Annotated in this window: 16 protein-coding genes and 2 tRNA genes; 8 read left to right on the forward strand and 10 right to left on the reverse strand. The window is 63.1% G+C overall.

The annotated features are described in order from the left end of the window. Positions 1 to 13: 13 nt before the first annotated feature. Both ligA and IMX17_RS00240 read left to right on the forward strand, forming a co-directional pair. The gene (gene ligA, locus IMX17_RS00235) at positions 14 to 2,035 is read left to right on the forward strand and encodes an NAD-dependent DNA ligase LigA (protein WP_069100649.1); all 2,022 of its coding nucleotides are present in this window, start codon (positions 14 to 16) and stop codon (positions 2,033 to 2,035) included. Continuing rightward, complete coding sequence (locus tag IMX17_RS00240; RefSeq protein WP_033654988.1) at positions 2,035 to 2,250, forward strand: DUF3820 family protein; 216 nt, start codon at positions 2,035 to 2,037, stop codon at positions 2,248 to 2,250. Before ligA ends, IMX17_RS00240 begins: the two co-directional genes overlap by 1 nt. A gap of 26 nt (positions 2,251 to 2,276) precedes the next feature. Here the strand turns inward: IMX17_RS00240 and IMX17_RS00245 are convergent, their stop codons facing one another. After that, the gene (locus IMX17_RS00245; protein WP_033652554.1) at positions 2,277 to 3,269 is read right to left on the reverse strand and encodes a bile acid:sodium symporter family protein; all 993 of its coding nucleotides are present in this window, start codon (positions 3,267 to 3,269) and stop codon (positions 2,277 to 2,279) included. Positions 3,270 to 3,366: 97 nt separating this feature from the next. On the opposite strand from IMX17_RS00245, the gene IMX17_RS00250 reads away from it, so the two are divergent. Next, positions 3,367 to 4,287 carry a LysR family transcriptional regulator gene (locus IMX17_RS00250; protein ID WP_046896254.1) on the forward strand — a complete coding sequence of 307 codons (921 nt, stop codon included), beginning with the start codon at positions 3,367 to 3,369 and terminating at the stop codon, positions 4,285 to 4,287. Between the two features lies 1 nt (position 4,288). On the opposite strand, the gene IMX17_RS00255 is transcribed toward IMX17_RS00250, so the two are convergent. After that, positions 4,289 to 4,756: a FlxA-like family protein gene (locus IMX17_RS00255; RefSeq protein WP_021505617.1), complete on the reverse strand. Its 468-nt coding sequence runs from the start codon at positions 4,754 to 4,756 to the stop codon at positions 4,289 to 4,291. Between the two features lie 52 nt (positions 4,757 to 4,808). After that, positions 4,809 to 5,357: a nucleotidyltransferase family protein gene (locus IMX17_RS00260; RefSeq protein WP_193549212.1), complete on the reverse strand. Its 549-nt coding sequence runs from the start codon at positions 5,355 to 5,357 to the stop codon at positions 4,809 to 4,811. 160 nt (positions 5,358 to 5,517) lie between these two features. Here IMX17_RS00260 and IMX17_RS00265 point away from each other — a divergent pair, with 160 nt between their 5' ends. Then, positions 5,518 to 6,903: an ethanolamine ammonia-lyase subunit EutB gene (locus IMX17_RS00265; RefSeq protein WP_193549213.1), complete on the forward strand. Its 1,386-nt coding sequence runs from the start codon at positions 5,518 to 5,520 to the stop codon at positions 6,901 to 6,903. Further along, positions 6,900 to 7,691, forward strand: coding sequence for an ethanolamine ammonia-lyase subunit EutC (gene eutC, locus IMX17_RS00270; RefSeq protein ID WP_046896257.1), 792 nt, complete (start codon positions 6,900 to 6,902; stop codon positions 7,689 to 7,691). Before IMX17_RS00265 ends, eutC begins: the two co-directional genes overlap by 4 nt. Here eutC and IMX17_RS00275 read toward each other — a convergent pair. Then, positions 7,670 to 8,572, reverse strand: coding sequence for a LysR family transcriptional regulator (locus IMX17_RS00275; RefSeq protein ID WP_046896258.1), 903 nt, complete (start codon positions 8,570 to 8,572; stop codon positions 7,670 to 7,672). The two genes, eutC and IMX17_RS00275, sit on opposite strands and share 22 nt — an antisense overlap. Positions 8,573 to 9,021: 449 nt before the next feature. Between IMX17_RS00275 and budA the strand changes: the two genes are divergently transcribed. The 3 genes from budA (at position 9,022) to IMX17_RS00290 (ending at position 13,249) form a co-directional block, all read left to right on the forward strand. Next, entirely contained in the window at positions 9,022 to 9,801 is a 780-nt protein-coding gene (budA, locus tag IMX17_RS00280) for an acetolactate decarboxylase (protein ID WP_033643951.1), read from the forward strand. A 32-nt stretch (positions 9,802 to 9,833) separates the two neighbouring features. Continuing rightward, positions 9,834 to 11,519 carry an acetolactate synthase AlsS gene (gene alsS, locus IMX17_RS00285; RefSeq protein ID WP_033643950.1) on the forward strand — a complete coding sequence of 562 codons (1,686 nt, stop codon included), beginning with the start codon at positions 9,834 to 9,836 and terminating at the stop codon, positions 11,517 to 11,519. 143 nt (positions 11,520 to 11,662) lie between these two features. Continuing rightward, positions 11,663 to 13,249 (forward strand): ABC transporter substrate-binding protein, encoded by a 1,587-nt coding sequence (locus IMX17_RS00290; protein WP_193549214.1) that lies wholly within the window; start codon positions 11,663 to 11,665, stop codon positions 13,247 to 13,249. A 28-nt stretch (positions 13,250 to 13,277) separates the two neighbouring features. Here the strand turns inward: IMX17_RS00290 and IMX17_RS00295 are convergent, their stop codons facing one another. The 6 genes from IMX17_RS00295 to IMX17_RS00320 form a co-directional block, all read right to left on the reverse strand. After that, on the reverse strand, positions 13,278 to 14,084 hold the full coding sequence (locus IMX17_RS00295; protein ID WP_004936408.1) for an ABC transporter ATP-binding protein: 807 nt from the start codon (positions 14,082 to 14,084) through the stop codon (positions 13,278 to 13,280). Between the two features lie 21 nt (positions 14,085 to 14,105). Continuing rightward, positions 14,106 to 15,143, reverse strand: coding sequence for an iron-enterobactin ABC transporter permease (gene fepG, locus IMX17_RS00300; protein ID WP_193549215.1), 1,038 nt, complete (start codon positions 15,141 to 15,143; stop codon positions 14,106 to 14,108). Further along, the gene (gene fepD / locus IMX17_RS00305; RefSeq protein ID WP_046896261.1) at positions 15,143 to 16,198 is read right to left on the reverse strand and encodes a Fe(3+)-siderophore ABC transporter permease; all 1,056 of its coding nucleotides are present in this window, start codon (positions 16,196 to 16,198) and stop codon (positions 15,143 to 15,145) included. The genes fepG and fepD overlap by 1 nt, the downstream gene beginning before the upstream one ends. Before the next feature lie 215 nt (positions 16,199 to 16,413). Then, complete coding sequence (fepB, locus tag IMX17_RS00310; RefSeq protein WP_046896262.1) at positions 16,414 to 17,421, reverse strand: Fe2+-enterobactin ABC transporter substrate-binding protein; 1,008 nt, start codon at positions 17,419 to 17,421, stop codon at positions 16,414 to 16,416. A 191-nt stretch (positions 17,422 to 17,612) separates the two neighbouring features. After that, positions 17,613 to 17,688, reverse strand: a tRNA-Lys gene (locus IMX17_RS00315). Between the two features lie 7 nt (positions 17,689 to 17,695). Then, a tRNA-Val gene (locus IMX17_RS00320) sits at positions 17,696 to 17,771 on the reverse strand. Positions 17,772 to 17,785 lie beyond the last annotated feature (14 nt).

Here is a 17,785-nt window from a genome sequence, read left to right on the forward strand (position 1 = left end):
TTGATGGTGAGCCATGGAATCGATAATCCAACAAATCAATCAACTACGAGCCACATTGCGCCATCATGAATACCAGTATCATGTGCTGGATGCGCCCGAAGTGCCGGATGCGGAATATGACCGCCTGATGCGCGAGCTGCGCGAGCTCGAGAGCGCGCATCCGGAGCTGATCACCGCCGATTCGCCGACCCAGCGCGTGGGCGCGGCGCCGCTGGCGGCGTTTGACCAGGTGCGTCACGAAGTGCCGATGCTGTCGCTGGACAACGTGTTCGACGAAGAGAGCTTCCTGGCGTTTTACAAGCGCGTGCAGGACAGGCTCAAGAGCAGCGATCCGCTGACCTTCTGCTGCGAGCTGAAGCTGGACGGCCTGGCGGTCAGCCTGCTGTATGAAGACGGCGAGCTGGTGCGTGCGGCGACGCGCGGCGACGGCACCACCGGCGAGAACATCACCTCCAACGTGCGCACCATTCGCGCCATCCCGCTGCGCCTGACCGGCGACAACATCCCGCGCCGGCTGGAAGTGCGCGGCGAAGTGTTCATGCCGCAGGCCGGGTTTGAACAGATGAACGAAGAGGCGCGGCGCAAAGACGGCAAGGTGTTCGCCAACCCGCGCAACGCCGCCGCCGGCTCGCTGCGCCAGCTCGATCCGCGCATTACCGCTAAACGCCCGCTGACCTTCTTCTGCTATGGCGTTGGCCTGCTGGAAGGCGGCGAGCTGCCGCGCAGCCACTTTGAACGCCTGATGCAGTTCAAGGCCTGGGGCCTGCCGGTCAGCGATCGCGCCCAGCGCCGTACCGGCAGCGAGGAAGTGCTGGCGTTCTATCGCCAGGTCGAGCGGGACCGCGCACAGCTCGGTTTCGATATTGACGGCGTGGTGATCAAGATTGACGACATCGATCTGCAGGAAACGCTGGGCTTCGTGGCGCGTGCGCCGCGCTGGGCGACGGCGTTCAAATTCCCAGCGCAGGAGCAGATCACCGTGGTGCGCGAAGTGGAGTTTCAGGTTGGCCGCACCGGCGCGATTACGCCGGTGGCGCGCCTTGAGCCGGTGCTGGTGGCCGGGGTGACCGTCAGCAACGCCACCTTGCACAACGCCGATGAAATTGAGCGGTTGGGGCTGCGCATCGGCGATACGGTGATCGTGCGCCGCGCCGGCGACGTGATCCCGCAGGTGGTGGGCGTGCTGGAAGACCGTCGGCCGCAGGATGCGCGCGAAGTGGTGTTCCCGCTGCACTGCCCGGTGTGCGGTTCCGACGTTGAGCGCGTGGAAGGCGAGGCCGTGGCGCGCTGCACCGGCGGTCTTATCTGCGGCGCGCAGCGCAAAGAGGCGTTAAAGCATTTCGTTTCCCGCCGCGCGCTGGACGTTGAAGGCATGGGCGACAAGATCATCGAGCAGCTGGTGGACAAGGAGTACGTGAAGAACCCGGCCGATCTGTTCCGGCTGTCCGCCGGCATTCTGACCGGCCTGGATCGCATGGGGCCGAAATCGGCGCAGAATCTGGTCAACGCGTTGGAGAAATCCAAGCAGACCACCTTCGCTCGTTTCCTGTATGCGCTCGGCATTCGCGAGGTCGGCGAAGCGACCGCCGCCAACCTGGCCGCGCATTTCGGATCGCTCGAGAAGCTGTTCGCCGCCGACATTGAGGCGCTGAAAGAGGTGCCGGACGTCGGCGAAGTGGTGGCCAAACACACGCGCAACTTCCTCGATGAAGCGCTCAATCAGCAGGTGATCAACGAGCTGGTGGGGGCCGAGATCGGCATCCACTGGCCGGCGCCGGTGGTGGTGGTGGCGGAAGAGATAGACAGCCCGTTCGCCGGCAAAACCGTGGTGCTGACCGGCTCGCTGAGCCAGCTGTCGCGCGACGAGGCCAAAGATCGCCTGACGGCGCTGGGCGCCAAGGTCAGCGGCAGCGTGTCGAAGAAAACCGATCTGGTGATCGCCGGCGAGGCGGCGGGCTCCAAGCTGGCGAAGGCGCAGGAGCTGGGTATCGCCGTGATCGACGAAGCGGAGATGATCCGCTTGCTGGGTGAGTGATGGAAAAAGAAAACCTGCTGGAGATCGCCAATACCGTGATGCCGTTCGGCAAGTACCAGGGGCGGGTGCTGATCGATCTGCCCGAAGAGTACCTGCTGTGGTTCGCGCGCAAGGGCGAATTCCCCAAAGGCAAGCTCGGCATGCTGATGGAGATGACGCTGGCGATTAAAATCGAAGGGCTTGACCACCTGGTCAAGCCGCTGAAGAAAAACTGAACTGACGGGCCTTGGCCCGTCTTTTTTTACCCGCGCGTCGCCTGCGCGTTGGGCACCGCCTGTTGCGCCTGCTGCTTGCGCTGATACCTTTTCGCCAATACCGCACAGGTCATCAGCTGCACCTGATGGAACACCATCAGCGGCAGCACCATGATCCCCACCGTCGCCGCCGGGAACAGGATATTGGCCATCGGAATGCCGTTCGCCAGGCTCTTCTTCGAACCGCAGAATACGATGGTGATCTCGTCCGCTTTGCTGAACCCCAGCCAGCGCGCCATGTAAGTGTTCACCACCAGCACGATCGCCAGCAGCACGATGCTGCCGCCGACGATAAACGCCAGTGAGCCCATCCCTACCTGATGCCAGATGCCGTGCGTCACCGCCTCGCTGAAGGCGGCGTACACCACCAGCAGAATCGAGGTCTGATCGGTTTTACCGATAAGCGGCCGATGGCGTTCGATCCAGCCGCCGATCAGCGGCCGCAGCAGGTGACCGGCGACGAACGGCACCAGCAGCTGCAGCACGATCGAACCGACCTGCCGCAGGCCGCCGGTATCGCCGTGCACGTTCATCAGCAGGCCGACCAGCAGCGGCGACACGAAGATCCCGAGCAGGCTGGAGGCGGAAGCGCTGCATACCGCCGCCGCGACGTTGCCGCCCGCCAGTGAGGTGAAGGCGATGGCCGATTGCACGGTGGCCGGCAGGATGCACAGGTAGATGAAACCGGCGTACAGCTCGGGGCTGACGTCGATCGGCGCCCACCAGGCAAACAGCACGCCCAGCGCCGGAAAAATGATGAAGGTGCTGCACATCACCCACAGATGCAGCCGCCAGTTGTTGCTGCCGGCCAGGATGGCCTCGCGCGACAGCTTGGCGCCGTGCATGAAGAACAGCAGGGCGATGGCGGCGATGGTCAGGGCGTTGAGCCAGCCGACGAACTCGCCGCGCGCCGGCAGGAACGACGCCAGCAGCACGGTAGCGATCAGCGTCAGGGTAAAACGATCGGGCAGAAATCTCATGGCGGTGCGCTCAGGGTAGAAAATCGATGGGGCTATTCTCCCGCGCGGATATATAATAATTAAATTGATTTATTTAATTCATATATGAATAAAACACATGAATTATTCACTCAAACAGCTGCGGGTGTTCGTCGCCATCGCCCGCCACGGCAGCTTCAGCCGCGCCGGTGAGGCGATCGGCCTGACGCAATCGGCGGTCAGCCACAGCGTGAAAGAGCTGGAAGCGGAGGTCGGCGTGCGGCTGCTGGATCGCACCACGCGTGAAGTGGTGTTGACCGACGCCGGTCTGCGGTTGGCCAACCGGGTCGAGCGACTGCTGGACGAACTGCAGGCCGCTTTGCTGGATGCGCGCAGCTTTGGCGTACAGCGCAGCGGCACGGTGCGGGTGGCGACGAGCCAAACCATTTCCGCCCATCTGATGCCGCAGTGCATCGCCGCCGGCGAGCGTGAATACCCGGAGATCCGCATCATGCTGCGCGATCAGGCGCAGCAGCAGGTGCTGCACAGCGTGCGTAACGCCGAGGTGGATTTCGGTATCGTGGTCGATCCGGTGCAGGCGGTGGATCTGGAGTGCGAAGCGGTGCTGCATGAACCGTTTCTGCTGCTGTGCCGCGACGACCACCCGTTTGCTGAGCAGCAAGAGGTGCGTTGGTCGGCGCTAAACGGCTGCCGCCTGGTGTTGCAGGACTATGCGTCGGGCAGCCGGCCGCTGATCGACAGTGCGCTGAGACAGCAGGGCGTGGAGGCGCAGGTGGTGCAGGAAATCGGCCATCCGGCCACGTTGTTCCCGATGGTGGCGGAGGGGATTGGCATCAGCATTTTCCCGGCGTTGGCGCTGCCGTTGCCGGAAGGGGGTCGACTCCGGGTGCGGCGGCTGGTGCCGGAAATTAACCGCGCGCTGATGCTGGTGCGGCGCAAGAACCGCTCACTGACGCCGGCGGCGGAGGCCATCTGGCAGGTGGCGCGTCAGCAGGCGGCGCTGCTGCAACAGCGCCGGCGGGAAAACGCGGCATATTGACTCAGATATAGACGTCCACGGCGTTGAGCGGCGTTGGGCGGTTTACGCCGTCGCCGGATTTCGCCGCGGCTTTTTCCATTTGCTCCTGCTGCTGCTTTTCCATTTCTTCTTTCTGGATGCGTGCGATCTCGGCCTGCAACATCTTGATCTGCGCTTCGATCAGCTGTTTCTGCTTTTCGATCTCTTTGGGATCGGCGTCGGAATCCTTCAGTTCCACCAGCTTTTGCTGCAGCGCCTGAATCTGCCGGTTCAGCGCCTTGATGCGCGCCGAAGCGCGGCTTTCATTGAGGTTGACCGGTTCGTCATTGCCGTTGGCGCGTTCGTTTTTCTCCATCTTGCCGCCTTGCGGCTGGTTGTTGACCGGTTTGGCCATCAGCAATTCGCCCTGATGGCCCGGCGCGCTGAACACGTTGCTGACGCCGGGGACGGTATTCTTGATCGGTACTATCATGGTGATGGTGGTCGACATGGTTGCTCTCCCTGAGTCTGGATCTCGCTGTTCAGGGTATCGGCAGCGGCGGCTAAATCTTTACCTGCTGCAGACGCGGCCAGCGCAGCAGCCAGCCTTTGTCGAGCACCCGCTGGGCATAGGCCGTGCGATCGCCATTTTTCACGTTGAAGGTAATGGTGTCGTTGAACAGCGCCGCGAGCCCGAAAGGGGCGACCAGCGTGATGCTGTCGTCGGCGTTCAGGCGCGCGCCGATCGCCGTTTCCACTTCGGTCCAGAAGCTGATGGCCTCTTCGCTGTTGCGGTAGGGCGCGCGGCCGCTGCGCAGGTGCATGCGCGCCTGGTTCTTGACCGACCACGGCTGCGGCAGCCACTGCTGCAGCCGCGCCTCCAGCATGCGATCGCGTTCGGCGTCCGTCCGCTCCGCATCGAAGTGGATCACGTCGATATCGTTGAGCGGCGTCGCCACGGCGTAGCCATGCCGCCGGTCCCACACCAGATTGCGTACAAAGCCGGCGCCGAGGCACCAGTCATTCAGGCCGAGCCGGCGCACGGTGCGCAGGGCCGCCATGCGAGTGTTATCTTGTTGCAGCCATTCGATAATTTGCCGTTGCGGATCCATCACCCCTCCCGTTTTCGCGGCTACTGTAACCCGAAGCGGCGGCGGGTGAAATGGGGGGATGCGCGATGGCGGCGATAGCAGGCAAATTAATTTTCTTGCTTCACTGACTACACTTGGTGCAGGGCTTTTATCTCGTCACTCAGGGCAAGGGAGGGGGGCTATGTATCAGGCAACGTTGGGCCAACGCGGCTATCGCTTCGGCGACCTGCGCCAGCTGATGGCGAAAGCTTCGCCGGCGCGTTCCGGCGATTATCTGGCGGAGGTGGCGGCGGAAAGCGCCGAAGAGCGCATGGCGGCGCACATCGCGCTGGCGGATGTGCCGCTCAAGGTGTTCCTGCAGCAGCCGCTGGTGCCGTACGAGCAGGACGAGGTGACGCGCCTGATCATCGATAGCCACGACGCCGCCGCCTTTGAGCCCATCTCGCACCTCACGATCGGCGATTTTCGCAACTGGTTGCTGAGCGAGCAGGCGGACAGCGCCATGCTGGCGCAGGTGGCCGCCGGCATTACGCCGGAGATGGCGGCGGCGGTAAGCAAGATCATGCGCAATCAGGATCTGATCCTGGTGGCGAAGAAATGCCGGGTGGTGACGCGCTTTCGCAATACGATTGGCCTGCCGGGCCACCTCAGCGTGCGGCTGCAGCCCAATCACCCGACCGACAGCCTGCAAGGCATCGCCGCCAGCATGCTGGACGGTTTGCTGTACGGCAGCGGCGACGCGGTGGTCGGCATCAATCCGGCCAGCGACAGCCTGCCGCTGCTGGAAAAACTTAACTACATGCTGGACGATGTGATCCAGCGCTTCGCCATACCCACCCAATCCTGCGTGCTGACCCACGTGACCAACACGCTGCGGCTGATGGAGCGCGGCGCGCCGGTGGATCTGGTGTTTCAGTCGATCGCCGGCACCGAGGCGGCCAATCGCGGTTTCGGCATCAGTCTGGCGCTGCTGGCGGAGGCGCAGCAGGCGGCGCTGAGCCTCAAGCGCGGCACGTTGGGCGATAACGTAATGTACTTCGAAACCGGGCAGGGCAGTTGCCTGTCGGCTAACGCGCATCACGGCGTCGATCAGCAGACCTGCGAGGCGCGCGCCTATGCGGTGGCGCGGCATTTCTCACCGCTGCTGATCAACACCGTGGTGGGGTTTATCGGCCCTGAATACCTGTATGACGGCAAACAAATTATCCGCGCCGGGCTGGAGGACCACTTCTGCGGCAAGCTGCTCGGCCTGCCGCTGGGCTGCGATGTCTGCTACACCAACCATGCCGAGGCCGATCAGGATGATATGGACACGCTGCTGACGCTGTTGGCCGCCGCCGGGCTGACGTTCCTGATCGGCGTGCCGGGCGCGGACGACATCATGCTCAATTACCAAAGCACCTCGTTCCACGACGCGCTCTATATCCGTGAACTGCTGGGGCTGAAGCACGCGCCGGAATTCGCCGCCTGGCTGGCGGCGATGAACATCACCGACGAGCGCGGACGGCTGCGCGACGCCGCCGCCAATCACCCGCTGTTGCTGGCGCTGCAGGGAGAACGGACATGAGCAAACCGGTTCACGTCAACAGTTGGGACGCGCTGCGCGCCTTTACCGACGCGCGCATCGCGCTGGGGCGCACCGGCGCCAGTCTGCCGACCGACGAGCTGCTGCGCTTCGGCCTGGCCCATGCCCAGGCGCGCGACGCGGTGCATCAGCCATTCGAGAGCGAACGGCTGGCGGCGGATCTGCACGATGCCGGTTGGCCCACGCTGGCGGTGCACAGCCAGGCCGTGGACCGCGCCGCCTATCTGCGCCGTCCGGATCTGGGGCGGCGATTGGCGCCGGACAGCCGCCGCCTGCTGCTCGGCGTGCCGCCGCGCCGGACCGATCTGCTGCTGGTGGTGGCGGATGGCCTCTCCTCCAAGGCGGTGCACCGCCAGGCATTGCCGCTGCTGCAGGCGCTGCGGCCCTATCTCGATACGTTGGGGCTGGCGATCGCGCCGGTGGTGTTGGCGCATCAGGCGCGAGTGGCGCTGGGGGATGAGATCGGCGAGTGCCTGCAGGCCCAGGCGGTGGCGGTGCTGATCGGCGAACGGCCGGGGCTGTCGTCGCCGGACAGCCTGGGCGTTTATCTGACCTGGGAGCCGAACGCGCGCAGAAGGGACTCAGAGCGCAACTGCATCTCCAATGTGCGGCCGGAGGGGCTGGATTATCCGCAAGCGGCGTTCAAATTGGCCTGGCTGCTGGAACAGGCGTGCCGGCGAAGGCTGACCGGCGTCGAACTGAAAGACGAGAGCGACAGCCCGGCGCTGCGCGGCCGCGTCACCCCGCTTTACGCCCAGTTGGGCGGTTGACCGATGGTTTGCTGCAGCAGGGCGGTGAAGGCCGCCAGGCGGGCGGATACCTTCGCCACCGGCCGCAGCAGATAGATGCCTTGCTGTTCATGGCGCGGATCTTCCAGCATCTGCACCAGCCGCCCATGCTGCACGTCCGGCCCCACCACCCAGTTGGGCAGAAAGGCGATGCCGAGGCCTAGCAGCGCCGCCTGACGCTGCGCGGTGAAGTCATCGCAACGCAGCGCCATGGTGCAGCGGTTCATCAACGCCGCGTCGAGGATCTGCGCCCAGCAGGCCGGCTGTTGTTTGTGGTAGCGGGCGATCAGCCGGTGCTGCGGCAGCGCCTCCAGATCGCTCGGCAGGCCATAGCGGGCGACGTAGCCGGGGCTGGCGCACATCACCCAGCGTTGGGTGGCGATGCGGCTGGCGTACAGCGCGCTGTCCTTCTGCTCGCCGATACGGATGGCGGCGTCCAGCCGTTCCTGGGTCGGATCGGTCTGGCGTTCGGTCAGATCGAGATCGACCCACAGCTGAGGGTAACGTTCCGCCAGCGTCGGCAGCAGCGGCAGCACATAGGTTTTGCCGAAGGTCGGCAGGCAGCTGATGCGCAGCGTGCCCTGCGGCGTTTCGTTCAGCGCGTTCAGCTCGGCGCGAATGCCGGTAATGTCCGTTATCAGCGCGGCGGCGCGTGCCAGCAGCAGCTCGCCGGCGTCGGTCAGCAACAGGCCGCGGGTGGAGCGCACGAACAGCGTCGCGCCGAGCGCGCTTTCCAGCGCATCGATATGGCGCACCAGCGAAGAAGGCACCATACCCAGCTGGCGCGCGGCGGCGGAAAAGCTGCCCAGGCGGGCCACGTCGAGAAAGATTGGCAGATGTTCTACATAGCGGGCGTCATTCATTTTTGCATTATATGCAAAAGCGTTTCTTATGAATACCCGCTTCTCTGTTGGCGATGCTGCGGCTACTCTGATTGCGGGTTAACGACGGGCTTCAGCGCCGCCGCATCCCGGCCGCATAGAGAAAAAACGCATAAACCTCGCGGCGTTTAGCACCAAGTAGCAGATGTTTTTCCCAGGCTGCGTCAGCCGCCTGTGGCGTTGATTGTCGCTCCAACACCAGATTAACCGTTCAATTTGATATCCGACTCGGCCTCAATGATTAGTGAGTCTTTACTTTCACTTATCTTCTTGTTGTTTCTGGATATCGGCCGGCCAGCCGTGCCGGTTTTTTTGTCGCCTCAGGCTGAATCGTTCCAACTGATGAACGCGCCTGAGGGACATCTTGGCCCGCCGTCGGCGGGTCTTTTGAACGCGTGGAACCGCAGTTCCGCGCTGGTGGAGGAGTCAGCATGAACGAAAAACACGGGTGTTCCTGTGCGCGCCATTTGGCGCAGGGTTTCGCCAGGCAGTCGATCAACGCCGGGGAGGGCGAAATCTATCAAATCTCGCTGATGAGCGCGCTCATCGACGGGGTTTATGAAGGGGAGACCACCATCGCCGAATTGCTGAAACACGGCGATTTCGGCCTCGGCACCTTCAATCATCTGGATGGCGAACTGATCGCGTTCGATCAGGAAATACACCAGCTGCGCGCCGACGGCAGCGCCCGCCCGGCCGGTTTGCAACAGAAAACTCCTTTCGCCGTCGTCACCTTTTTCCAGCCCAGCGTCAGCCAGCAATTCGATCGGCCGATCACCAAGGCGCAACTGCACCAATGCATCGATGAACAGGTCGCCTCGCCGAACCTGTTCTGCGCGGTGCGGGTCGACGGTGAGTTCAGCCATGTCGAAACCCGCACCGTGCCGCGTCAGGAACGGCCTTACCGCCCAATGCTGGAAGCGATAGAAGAGCAGCCGACCTTCTCGTTCCATCAGCGGCGCGGCACGCTGGTCGGCTTCCGCTCGCCCGATTATATGCAGGGCATCGGCGTGGCCGGCTATCATGAACACTTCGTTACCGACGACCGCAGCGGCGGCGGCCACGTGCTGGATTACCAGCTCGATCATGGCCGCCTGCAGTTCGGCGTCATCACCCGTCTCAATCTTCAGTTGCCGCATGATGCGGATTTCTTGCGCGCCAACCTCTGTCCAGAGGATTTGGATCGCGCGATTCGTTCCGCCGAGGGCTAATCCCGGCGATCGTTTTCTTAGGAGGTGGAACCATGGCACAGGAAAAAACAGGCAATGACTGGCAATGCGGCGCCGACTTGGTGGTGAAAAACCTGGAAGCGCAGGGCGTCAAACACGTTTTCGGCATTCCGGGCGCCAAGATCGACCGGGTGTTCGATTCGCTGGAAGATGCGCCGTCGATCGAAACGGTAGTGGTGCGGCATGAGGCCAACGCGGCCTTTATGGCGGCGGCGGTCGGCCGCCTGACCGGCAAGGCCGGGGTGGCGCTGGTCACCTCCGGGCCGGGCAGCTCCAACCTGATCACCGGGCTGGCCACCGCCACCTCGGAGGGGGACGCGGTGGTGGCCTTCGGCGGGGCGGTGAAGCGCGCCGACAGCCTGAAGCAGACGCATCAGAGCATGGATACCGTCAGCATGTTCCGGCCGGTGACCAAGTACTGCGCCGAAGTGCATGCCGGTTCGGCGATTTCCGAGGTGATCGCCAACGCCTTCCGCCGCGCCGAGTTCGGCCGGCCGGGGGCGTCGTTCGTCAGCCTGCCGATGGATATCGTCAATGAGCCGGTCACGGCGCCGGTGCTGGCGGGCTGCCGCTTGCCGCGTATGGGGGCCGCGGCGGCGGACGACATTCAGGCGGCGGTGAAACTGATCCGCCAGGCCAAATGCCCGGTGCTGCTGCTGGGCTTGCAGGCCAGCCGGCCGGAGAACAGCGAGGCGGTGCGCCATCTGCTGTACCGCACCCATATGCCGGTGGTCGGCACCTATCAGGCGGCGGGGGTGATTGACGTCAATCACTTTGCCCGTTTCGCCGGCCGCGTCGGCCTGTTCAACAACCAGCCGGCCGATCAGCTGTTGCAAAAGGCCGATCTGGTGGTCAGCGTCGGCTACGATCCGATCGAATACGATCCCTGCATGTGGAACAGCCACGGGCGGCTGAAGCTGGTGCATATCGACGTGCTGCCGGCGGACATCGATACCTGCTATCGGCCGGACGTCGAGCTGGTGGGCAACATCAGCGCCACGCTGAACATGATGACCGAAGCGTTCAATGAGGCGGTCTGCGTCCCGGCGGAGGTGGAACTGATCCTGACCGATCTCGGCCGCCAGCGCGCCGAATTGGCGGAACGCGCCGCGCGCCGCGGCGGCATGCCGATCCATCCGTTGCGCATCGTCAAGGAGCTGCAGGACATCGTCAGCGACGACGTGACGCTGTGCGTGGACATGGGCAGTTTCCACATCTGGATCGCCCGCTATCTTTACAGCTTCCGCGCTCGCCAGCTGTTGATCTCCAACGGCCAGCAAACCATGGGGGTAGCGCTGCCGTGGGCCATCGGCGCGGCGCTGGTGCGCCCCGGCGACAAGGTGGTGTCAATCTCCGGCGACGGCGGCTTCATGCAGTCGAGCATGGAGCTGGAGACCGCGGTGCGGCTGAAAAACAACATCGTGCACGTGATCTGGGTCGATAACGCTTACAACATGGTGGAAATGCAGGAAGTGAACAAATACCAGCGCAAATCCGGCGTGGAGTTCGGGCCGATCGACTTCAAGGCCTACGCGGAATCCTGCGGCGCGGTTGGTTTCGCCGTGCAGTCGGTGGAAGATCTGCGGCCGATGCTGCGCAAGGCGATGGAGATCCAGGGGCCGGTGGTGGTGGCCATTCCGGTCGACTACGCCGATAACTATAAGCTGATGGCGCAGATGAACTTCAGCCAGATGATTTAATTTCATCATCCTCGCGCCGTTTCACCGGGGCAGGCCGCTTGCGCGCCTGCCCGTTTTTATGTGCGGAATTTGTCCTTTACATCGCTAACTGCATGATTTATTGCTATCCGTTCGGCTGTTTTTTCACCACTGGGGATAGCGCAATGAAAAGAAAAGCAATAACGATCGGGCTGCTGGCGTTGGCGATTGCCGGCGGCGCGCGGGCCAATACGCTGGTCTACTGTTCCGAAGGCTCGCCGGAAGGCTTCAACCCGCAGCTGTTCACCTCCGGCACCACGGTAGACGCCAGTTCGGCGGCGATCTACAACCGACTGGTGGATTTCAAACCCGGCACCGTCGAGCTGCAACCCAGCCTGGCGGAAAGCTGGGAGGTGAGCGAAGACGGCAAGCGCTATACCTTCCATCTGCGCAAGGGCGTGGCATTCCAGAGCAATAAATATTTTACGCCCACCCGCGATTTCAACGCCGATGACGTCATCTTCTCGTTTATGCGCCAGAAGGACGCCAACAACCCGTATCACAAGGTCTCCAATGGCGCCTACACCAACTTCGAGTCGATGGAGTTCGGCACGCTGATTGACCGGATCGTCAAGGTGGATGACCACACCGTGCGCTTTGAGCTCTCCCGCGCCGAGGCGCCGTTCGTCGCCGATCTGGGCATGTATTTCGCCACCATTTTATCGGCGGAATATGCCGACGCGATGCTGAAGGCCGGCACGCCGCAGCGGGTGGACAACGATCCGATCGGCACCGGGCCGTTCCAGCTGGTGCAGTACCAGAAGGACGCGAAAATCCTCTATAAGGCGTTCGACCGCTACTGGGAAGGCAAGCCGAAGCTTGATCGGCTGGTGTTCTCGATCACGCCGGATGCGGCGGTGCGTTACGCCAAGCTGCAAAAGAACGAATGCCAGGTGATGCCGTTCCCCAATCCGGCGGATCTGGCGCGCATGCGGCAGGACGGCAACATCCAGGTGATGGAAAAATCCGGCTTGAATATCGGCTTCCTGGCGTTCAACACCCAGAAGAAACCGTTGGATAACGTTAAGGTGCGCCAGGCGTTGGCGCTGGCGGTCAACAAGCCGGCGATCATCGACGCGGTGTTCCACGGCGCCGGTCAGCCGGCCAAGAACCTACTGCCGCCGGCTCAATGGGGCAGCAACGCGCAGCTTGAAGACTACCCGTATTCACCGGAGCGGGCGAAGCAGCTGTTGCAGGAGGCCGGGCTGGAGCAGGGCTTCGACATCGATCTGTGGGCGATGCCGGTGCAGCGGCCCTATAACCCCAACGCCAAACGCATGGCGGAGATGATCCAGGCCGACTGGGCCAAAATCGGCGTGCGCGCCAAAATCGTCACCTTCGAGTGGGGCGAGTATTTACAGCGGATTAAAAACGGCGAACACCAGACCGCGCTGATGGGCTGGACCACCGCCAACGGCGATCCGGACAACTTCTTCGGCCCGCTGTTCACCTGCGCTTCGCTCGGCGGCTCCAACTCGGCGAAATGGTGCTATAAACCGTTCGACCAACTGATCCTGCAGGCGCGTGAGGAGAACGATCACGCCAAACGGGTGGCGATGTATCAGCAGGCGCAGGTGATGATGCACGATCAGATGCCGGCGCTGATGATCGCGCACTCGACTATCTTCGAACCGGTGCGCAAGGCAGTAAAAGGCTACGAAATCGACCCGTTCGGCAAACACATCTTCAAGCAGGTGTCGCTGGAGAAGTAACGACAAGGCCGGGATAACCCGGCCTTTTTCATGCCTGCGGCGCGTCGCAGTGATAGCGGCCGCGCGGGATCACCAGCGGCGTGTGTGACAGCGGATCGTCGATGATCATGCACGGCATGCCGAACACCCGCTCCACCAGTTCGGCGGTAATGATCTCCGCCGGTTTCCCTTCCGCCACGATCTTGCCATCGCGCATGGCGATGATGTGATCGGCATAGCGGCAGGCGTGGTTGAGATCGTGCAGCACCGCGATCAAGGTTTGACCGCGCTCGCGGTTGAGCTGGCGGAACAGATCCAGCAGCTCGATCTGGTGCGCGATGTCCAGATACGTCGTCGGTTCATCCAGCAGCAGCAGCGGCGTTTGCTGCGCCAACGCCATCGCTACCCAGACGCGCTGACGCTGCCCGCCGGACAGCTCGTCGACGCTGCGATCCGCCAGTTGGCTGACGTTGGTGGCCGCCATGGCGGCTTCCACCGCCTGTTTGTCGGCCTGTGTCCACTGTTTCAGCAGGCTCTGGTGCGGATAGCGGCCGCGCGACACCAGGTCCGCCACGGTGATGCTGTCCGGTGCGATCGAGGTTTGCGGCAGCAGGCCAAGCTCGCGCGCCAGCGCCTTGGTGGCGAAACTGCTGATGTTCTTGCCGTCCAGCATCACCTCGCCGGCGCTGGGTTTCAGCAGGCGGCACAGGGCGCGCAACAGCGTCGATTTGCCGCAGGCGTTCGGCCCGACGATCACCGTAAAGGCGCCGTCGGGGATCGCCACGCTCAGATCGTCAGCGATGATTTTATTGTCGTAGCCCAGCTTCAGGTGCGAGGCGTGCAGGCGGTGGCTCATGGCATTATCACTCTTCATTATCTATCTGCGGGCCTCACGGATGAGCAGCCAAATCAGGTACAGGCCGCCGATGCAGACGGTCACGATCCCGACCGGCAGTTGGATCGGCGCGAAAAGATGTTGGGACACCACGTCGGCGCCGAGCAGCAGCGCCGCGCCCATCAGCGCCGAGGACGTCAGGGTGACCGAGGATTGCCCGGCCAAGCGGCGGGCGATTTGCGGCGCCGCCAGCGCGATAAAGGAAATCGGCCCGGCGGTGGCGGTGACGGCGGCGGTGAGGGTGACGCCGAACAGCATCAGCCACAGCCGGCTGCCTTCGGCGTTCACGCCCAGCGCGCGCGCCGTGTCGTCGCCCATTTCCAGCAGCTGCAGCCGTTTGCCCATCAACAGCGCGGCCGCGGCCGCCAGCAGGATGAACGCCGTGGCGGGCTGGGCTTTCTGCCAGGTCATGCCGTTGAGCGAGCCGGCCTGCCACATGGCGGCGTCCATGGCGCGCTCGAGCGAGGTGGTGATGATCAGCCAGGTATTGGTGGAGACCAGCACCGCGCTGATGGCGATGCCGACGATGATCAGCCGGAAGCCGGCGATGCCTTGTCGCCAGGCCAGCAGGTAGATGGCCAGCGCGGCGAGAATGCCGCCGGCCAGCGCGCCGCCGGCGATGTAGTAATAGCCGCCGTTGAACAGGGTGATGGCGATCAGCGCGCCGGTGTAAGCCCCCATGTTAAAGCCAATCACGTCCGGGCTGCCGAGCGGGTTGCGGATAATCGACTGGAAGATGGCGCCGCTCATGCCGAGCGCGGCGCCTAACAGCAGCGCCATGGCGATGCGCGGCAAGCGCCATTGGGTGACCACGGTGACCAGGTTTTTCGGCGCCTCGCCGGTCAGCGCGGCAAAAACCTGCTCCAGCGAAAGTTGCAGCGTGCCGTAGCACAGGGCGGCGACGGCCATCGCCAGACACAGCGCCAACAGTGAAAGGTTGATCAGCAGCAGGCGCAGCGGCAGGCGCCCGTTGATGACGCCGTCCGGGCGGCCGATATGCAGCGTGTGCGGCAGACTCATCACAGACCCCCCAGCGTTTTCTTGCGGCGCACCAGCCAGATCAGCACCGGCGCGCCGATGAAGGCCGCCACGATGGAAACCCGCAGTTCACCGGCCGCCAGCAAGCGGCCGACCACGTCGGCGCACAGCAGTAAAATCGGCGCCAGCAGCATGGAGTAGGGCAGGATCCAGCGTTGGTCGGGGCCGACCCACCAGCGGGCGATATGCGGCACCATCAGGCCGATGAAACTGATCGGGCCGACGGTGGCGGTCGCCGCGCCGCACAGCAGCGTAATGGCGATCACTGCGATCGCCTGAGTCAGCACTACGCGCGCGCCGAGCGCGATAGCCAGATCTTCCCCCATGCCGATGGTATTCAGCGGCCGGGCGATGAGCAGCGTCAGCAGGCAGCCGAGCAAAATGGCGGGGGCGGTCACCGGCAGGGTGGCCAGCGTGCGGATATCCAGCGTGCCGGCCTGCCAGAAGCGCAGTTGGTCGAAGGTTTGCGGATCGATCAGCGACAGCCCGGTGGTGATGCCGACCAGCACCGCGCCGATCGCCACGCCGGCCAGCGTCAGCCGCACCGGGTTGATGCGCCCGCCCGCCAGCGTGCCTATCAGGTAGACCAGCAGGGTGGTCACGGCCGCGCCGACAAAGGCGTAGGCCATATAGCTTTCGGTGGTGGCGGCGCCGAAAAACATGATGCCGATGACCACGGCGAAGCTGGCGCCGGCGTTGATGCCGAGCACGCCGGGATCGGCCAGCGGGTTGCGCGTCAATGCCTGAATCAGCGCGCCGGCGGCGCCGAGCGCCATGCCGGCCAAAATGCCCGCCAGCGTACGGGGCACCCGGGCGTTGAGAATGATGGTGCTGTCGGAGCCGCTCGCGGCGCCCTGTAGGCTGAGCCAGACGGTATGGAAGGGGATGGCTTTGGAACCCAGCATCAGGCTGGCAATGATGCACAGCAACAACAACGCCAAGCCGATACCGAACCCGGCGATGCGTTTGAAGCCACTGGCGTAAGCTGCGTGCGGTGCGGACGAAAGCGTCCGCTCAGTCGGAGTGGGTACGTTCACACCGGTAACTCCTTTATGATTTTTATTCTCATTGTTATTTGCGTTCGTGAAGGGCGCCAATAGTAACACGAGTTTACGCCCGCATGCACCCGCCGGTTGGTGGCGAAGGCGCGTGGACGATGTTAATAACTATTGATATTTCAATTGATTGAATGTGAATGGTTGCCCCGTTTGCGAAAAGCGTCGGCAGGGGACTGGCCTGCCGACGGCGTGATTCAGGGCTTTTTGAACAGCCGTTCGATTTGGTTCAGCATGTTGGTGGCGCTGTAGTAATCGAGGCGGAAGGTATCGTTGCCGACGGCGTAGACGTGCCGCTGTTCCACTGGTTCCAGATGTTTGAGGAACGGGTTGGCCAGCACCTCTTGCACTTTGCGCTCATTGGTGGCGAACAGGATCAGGGTTTTGCCGTTCAGGCCTTCGGCCATTTTTTCGCCGGAGATCTGGATGATGTCATGGCGTTTCCCCATGCTGGCGTTGCCTTTGGCGCTTTCCGGCGGGGTAGCCAGCTGGAAGCCGAGCTGGGTCAGCAGCTTGCCTTGGGCGGAGCCCGGCGTCCACAGCATGGCTTCGCGGCCGTTGTCGGCATACACCAGCGGCGTGGTCGGCTGCGGCGGCAGGGTAATCGCCTGCTTCACTTGTTCCACGCGCTGTTCGAAACGATCTTCCGCCTGTTTGGCGCCGGCTTCGTGACCGGTGATCTCACCGAGTTCGCTGGCCAGCTGTTGCCAGCTTTTGTCGCCGTAATCGAGCACCAGCGTCGGCGCAATGGCGGACAGCTGATCGTACAGTTTCAGCGCCGAATCACCGCCGGTCGCGGCGACGACGATCAAATCCGGCGCGGCGGCGGCGACGGCTTCGGCATTGGGTTCCACCTGATACAGCCGTTCGACGTGGCGCTGTTTGGCCACTTCGCTCCACTGGGTAAAGAAGCCTTGTTGATCGGCCACCAGGGGATTTGGACTGGTGGCGGCGCTGGCGACCACCGGGGCGTCGATAGCCAGCAATGTGCCGGTGATGGTGACGCTGGTGGACACGATGCGCTGCGGCGGTTTTTCCAGCGTGAACTTCCCTTTGGCGCTATCGATGGTGCGCGGCCAACTGCTGTCGGCAGCGGGGGCGGACGGTTTCTGCCCGTCGCTCTTGTCGTCCGGGCCGCAACCGCTGAGCAGCAAGGCCGCGGCGGCAATAACTGAAATGAACAGCTGACGTAAGGATAGGGTCATGAGCGGGCTCTTTCTTTCCTTGCACAAAGGCGTATCAATCCGCGTGCGGATTGCTGGGTAGTGTTATGCCCGCTAATTTACCATTCAAGCCGTCAAAATGATAACCATTCGTATCTCAGCGCGTGGCGAATGAAGAAAGGGAGGCGAACGGCAGAAACGAAAAAAGCGCCAAAAGGCGCTTTTTTCTGAATTGGTGGGTCGTGCAGGATTCGAACCTGCGACCAATTGATTAAAAGTCAACTGCTCTACCAACTGAGCTAACGACCCGCAGAAGTGGTGGGTGATGACGGGCTCGAACCGCCGACCCCCTCCGTGTAAAGGAGATGCTCTACCAACTGAGCTAATCACCCACTTCAGGACTTCC

The organism is Serratia sp. X3 (genome assembly GCF_014982455.1).
GTDB lineage: Bacteria > Pseudomonadota > Gammaproteobacteria > Enterobacterales > Enterobacteriaceae > Serratia > Serratia ureilytica.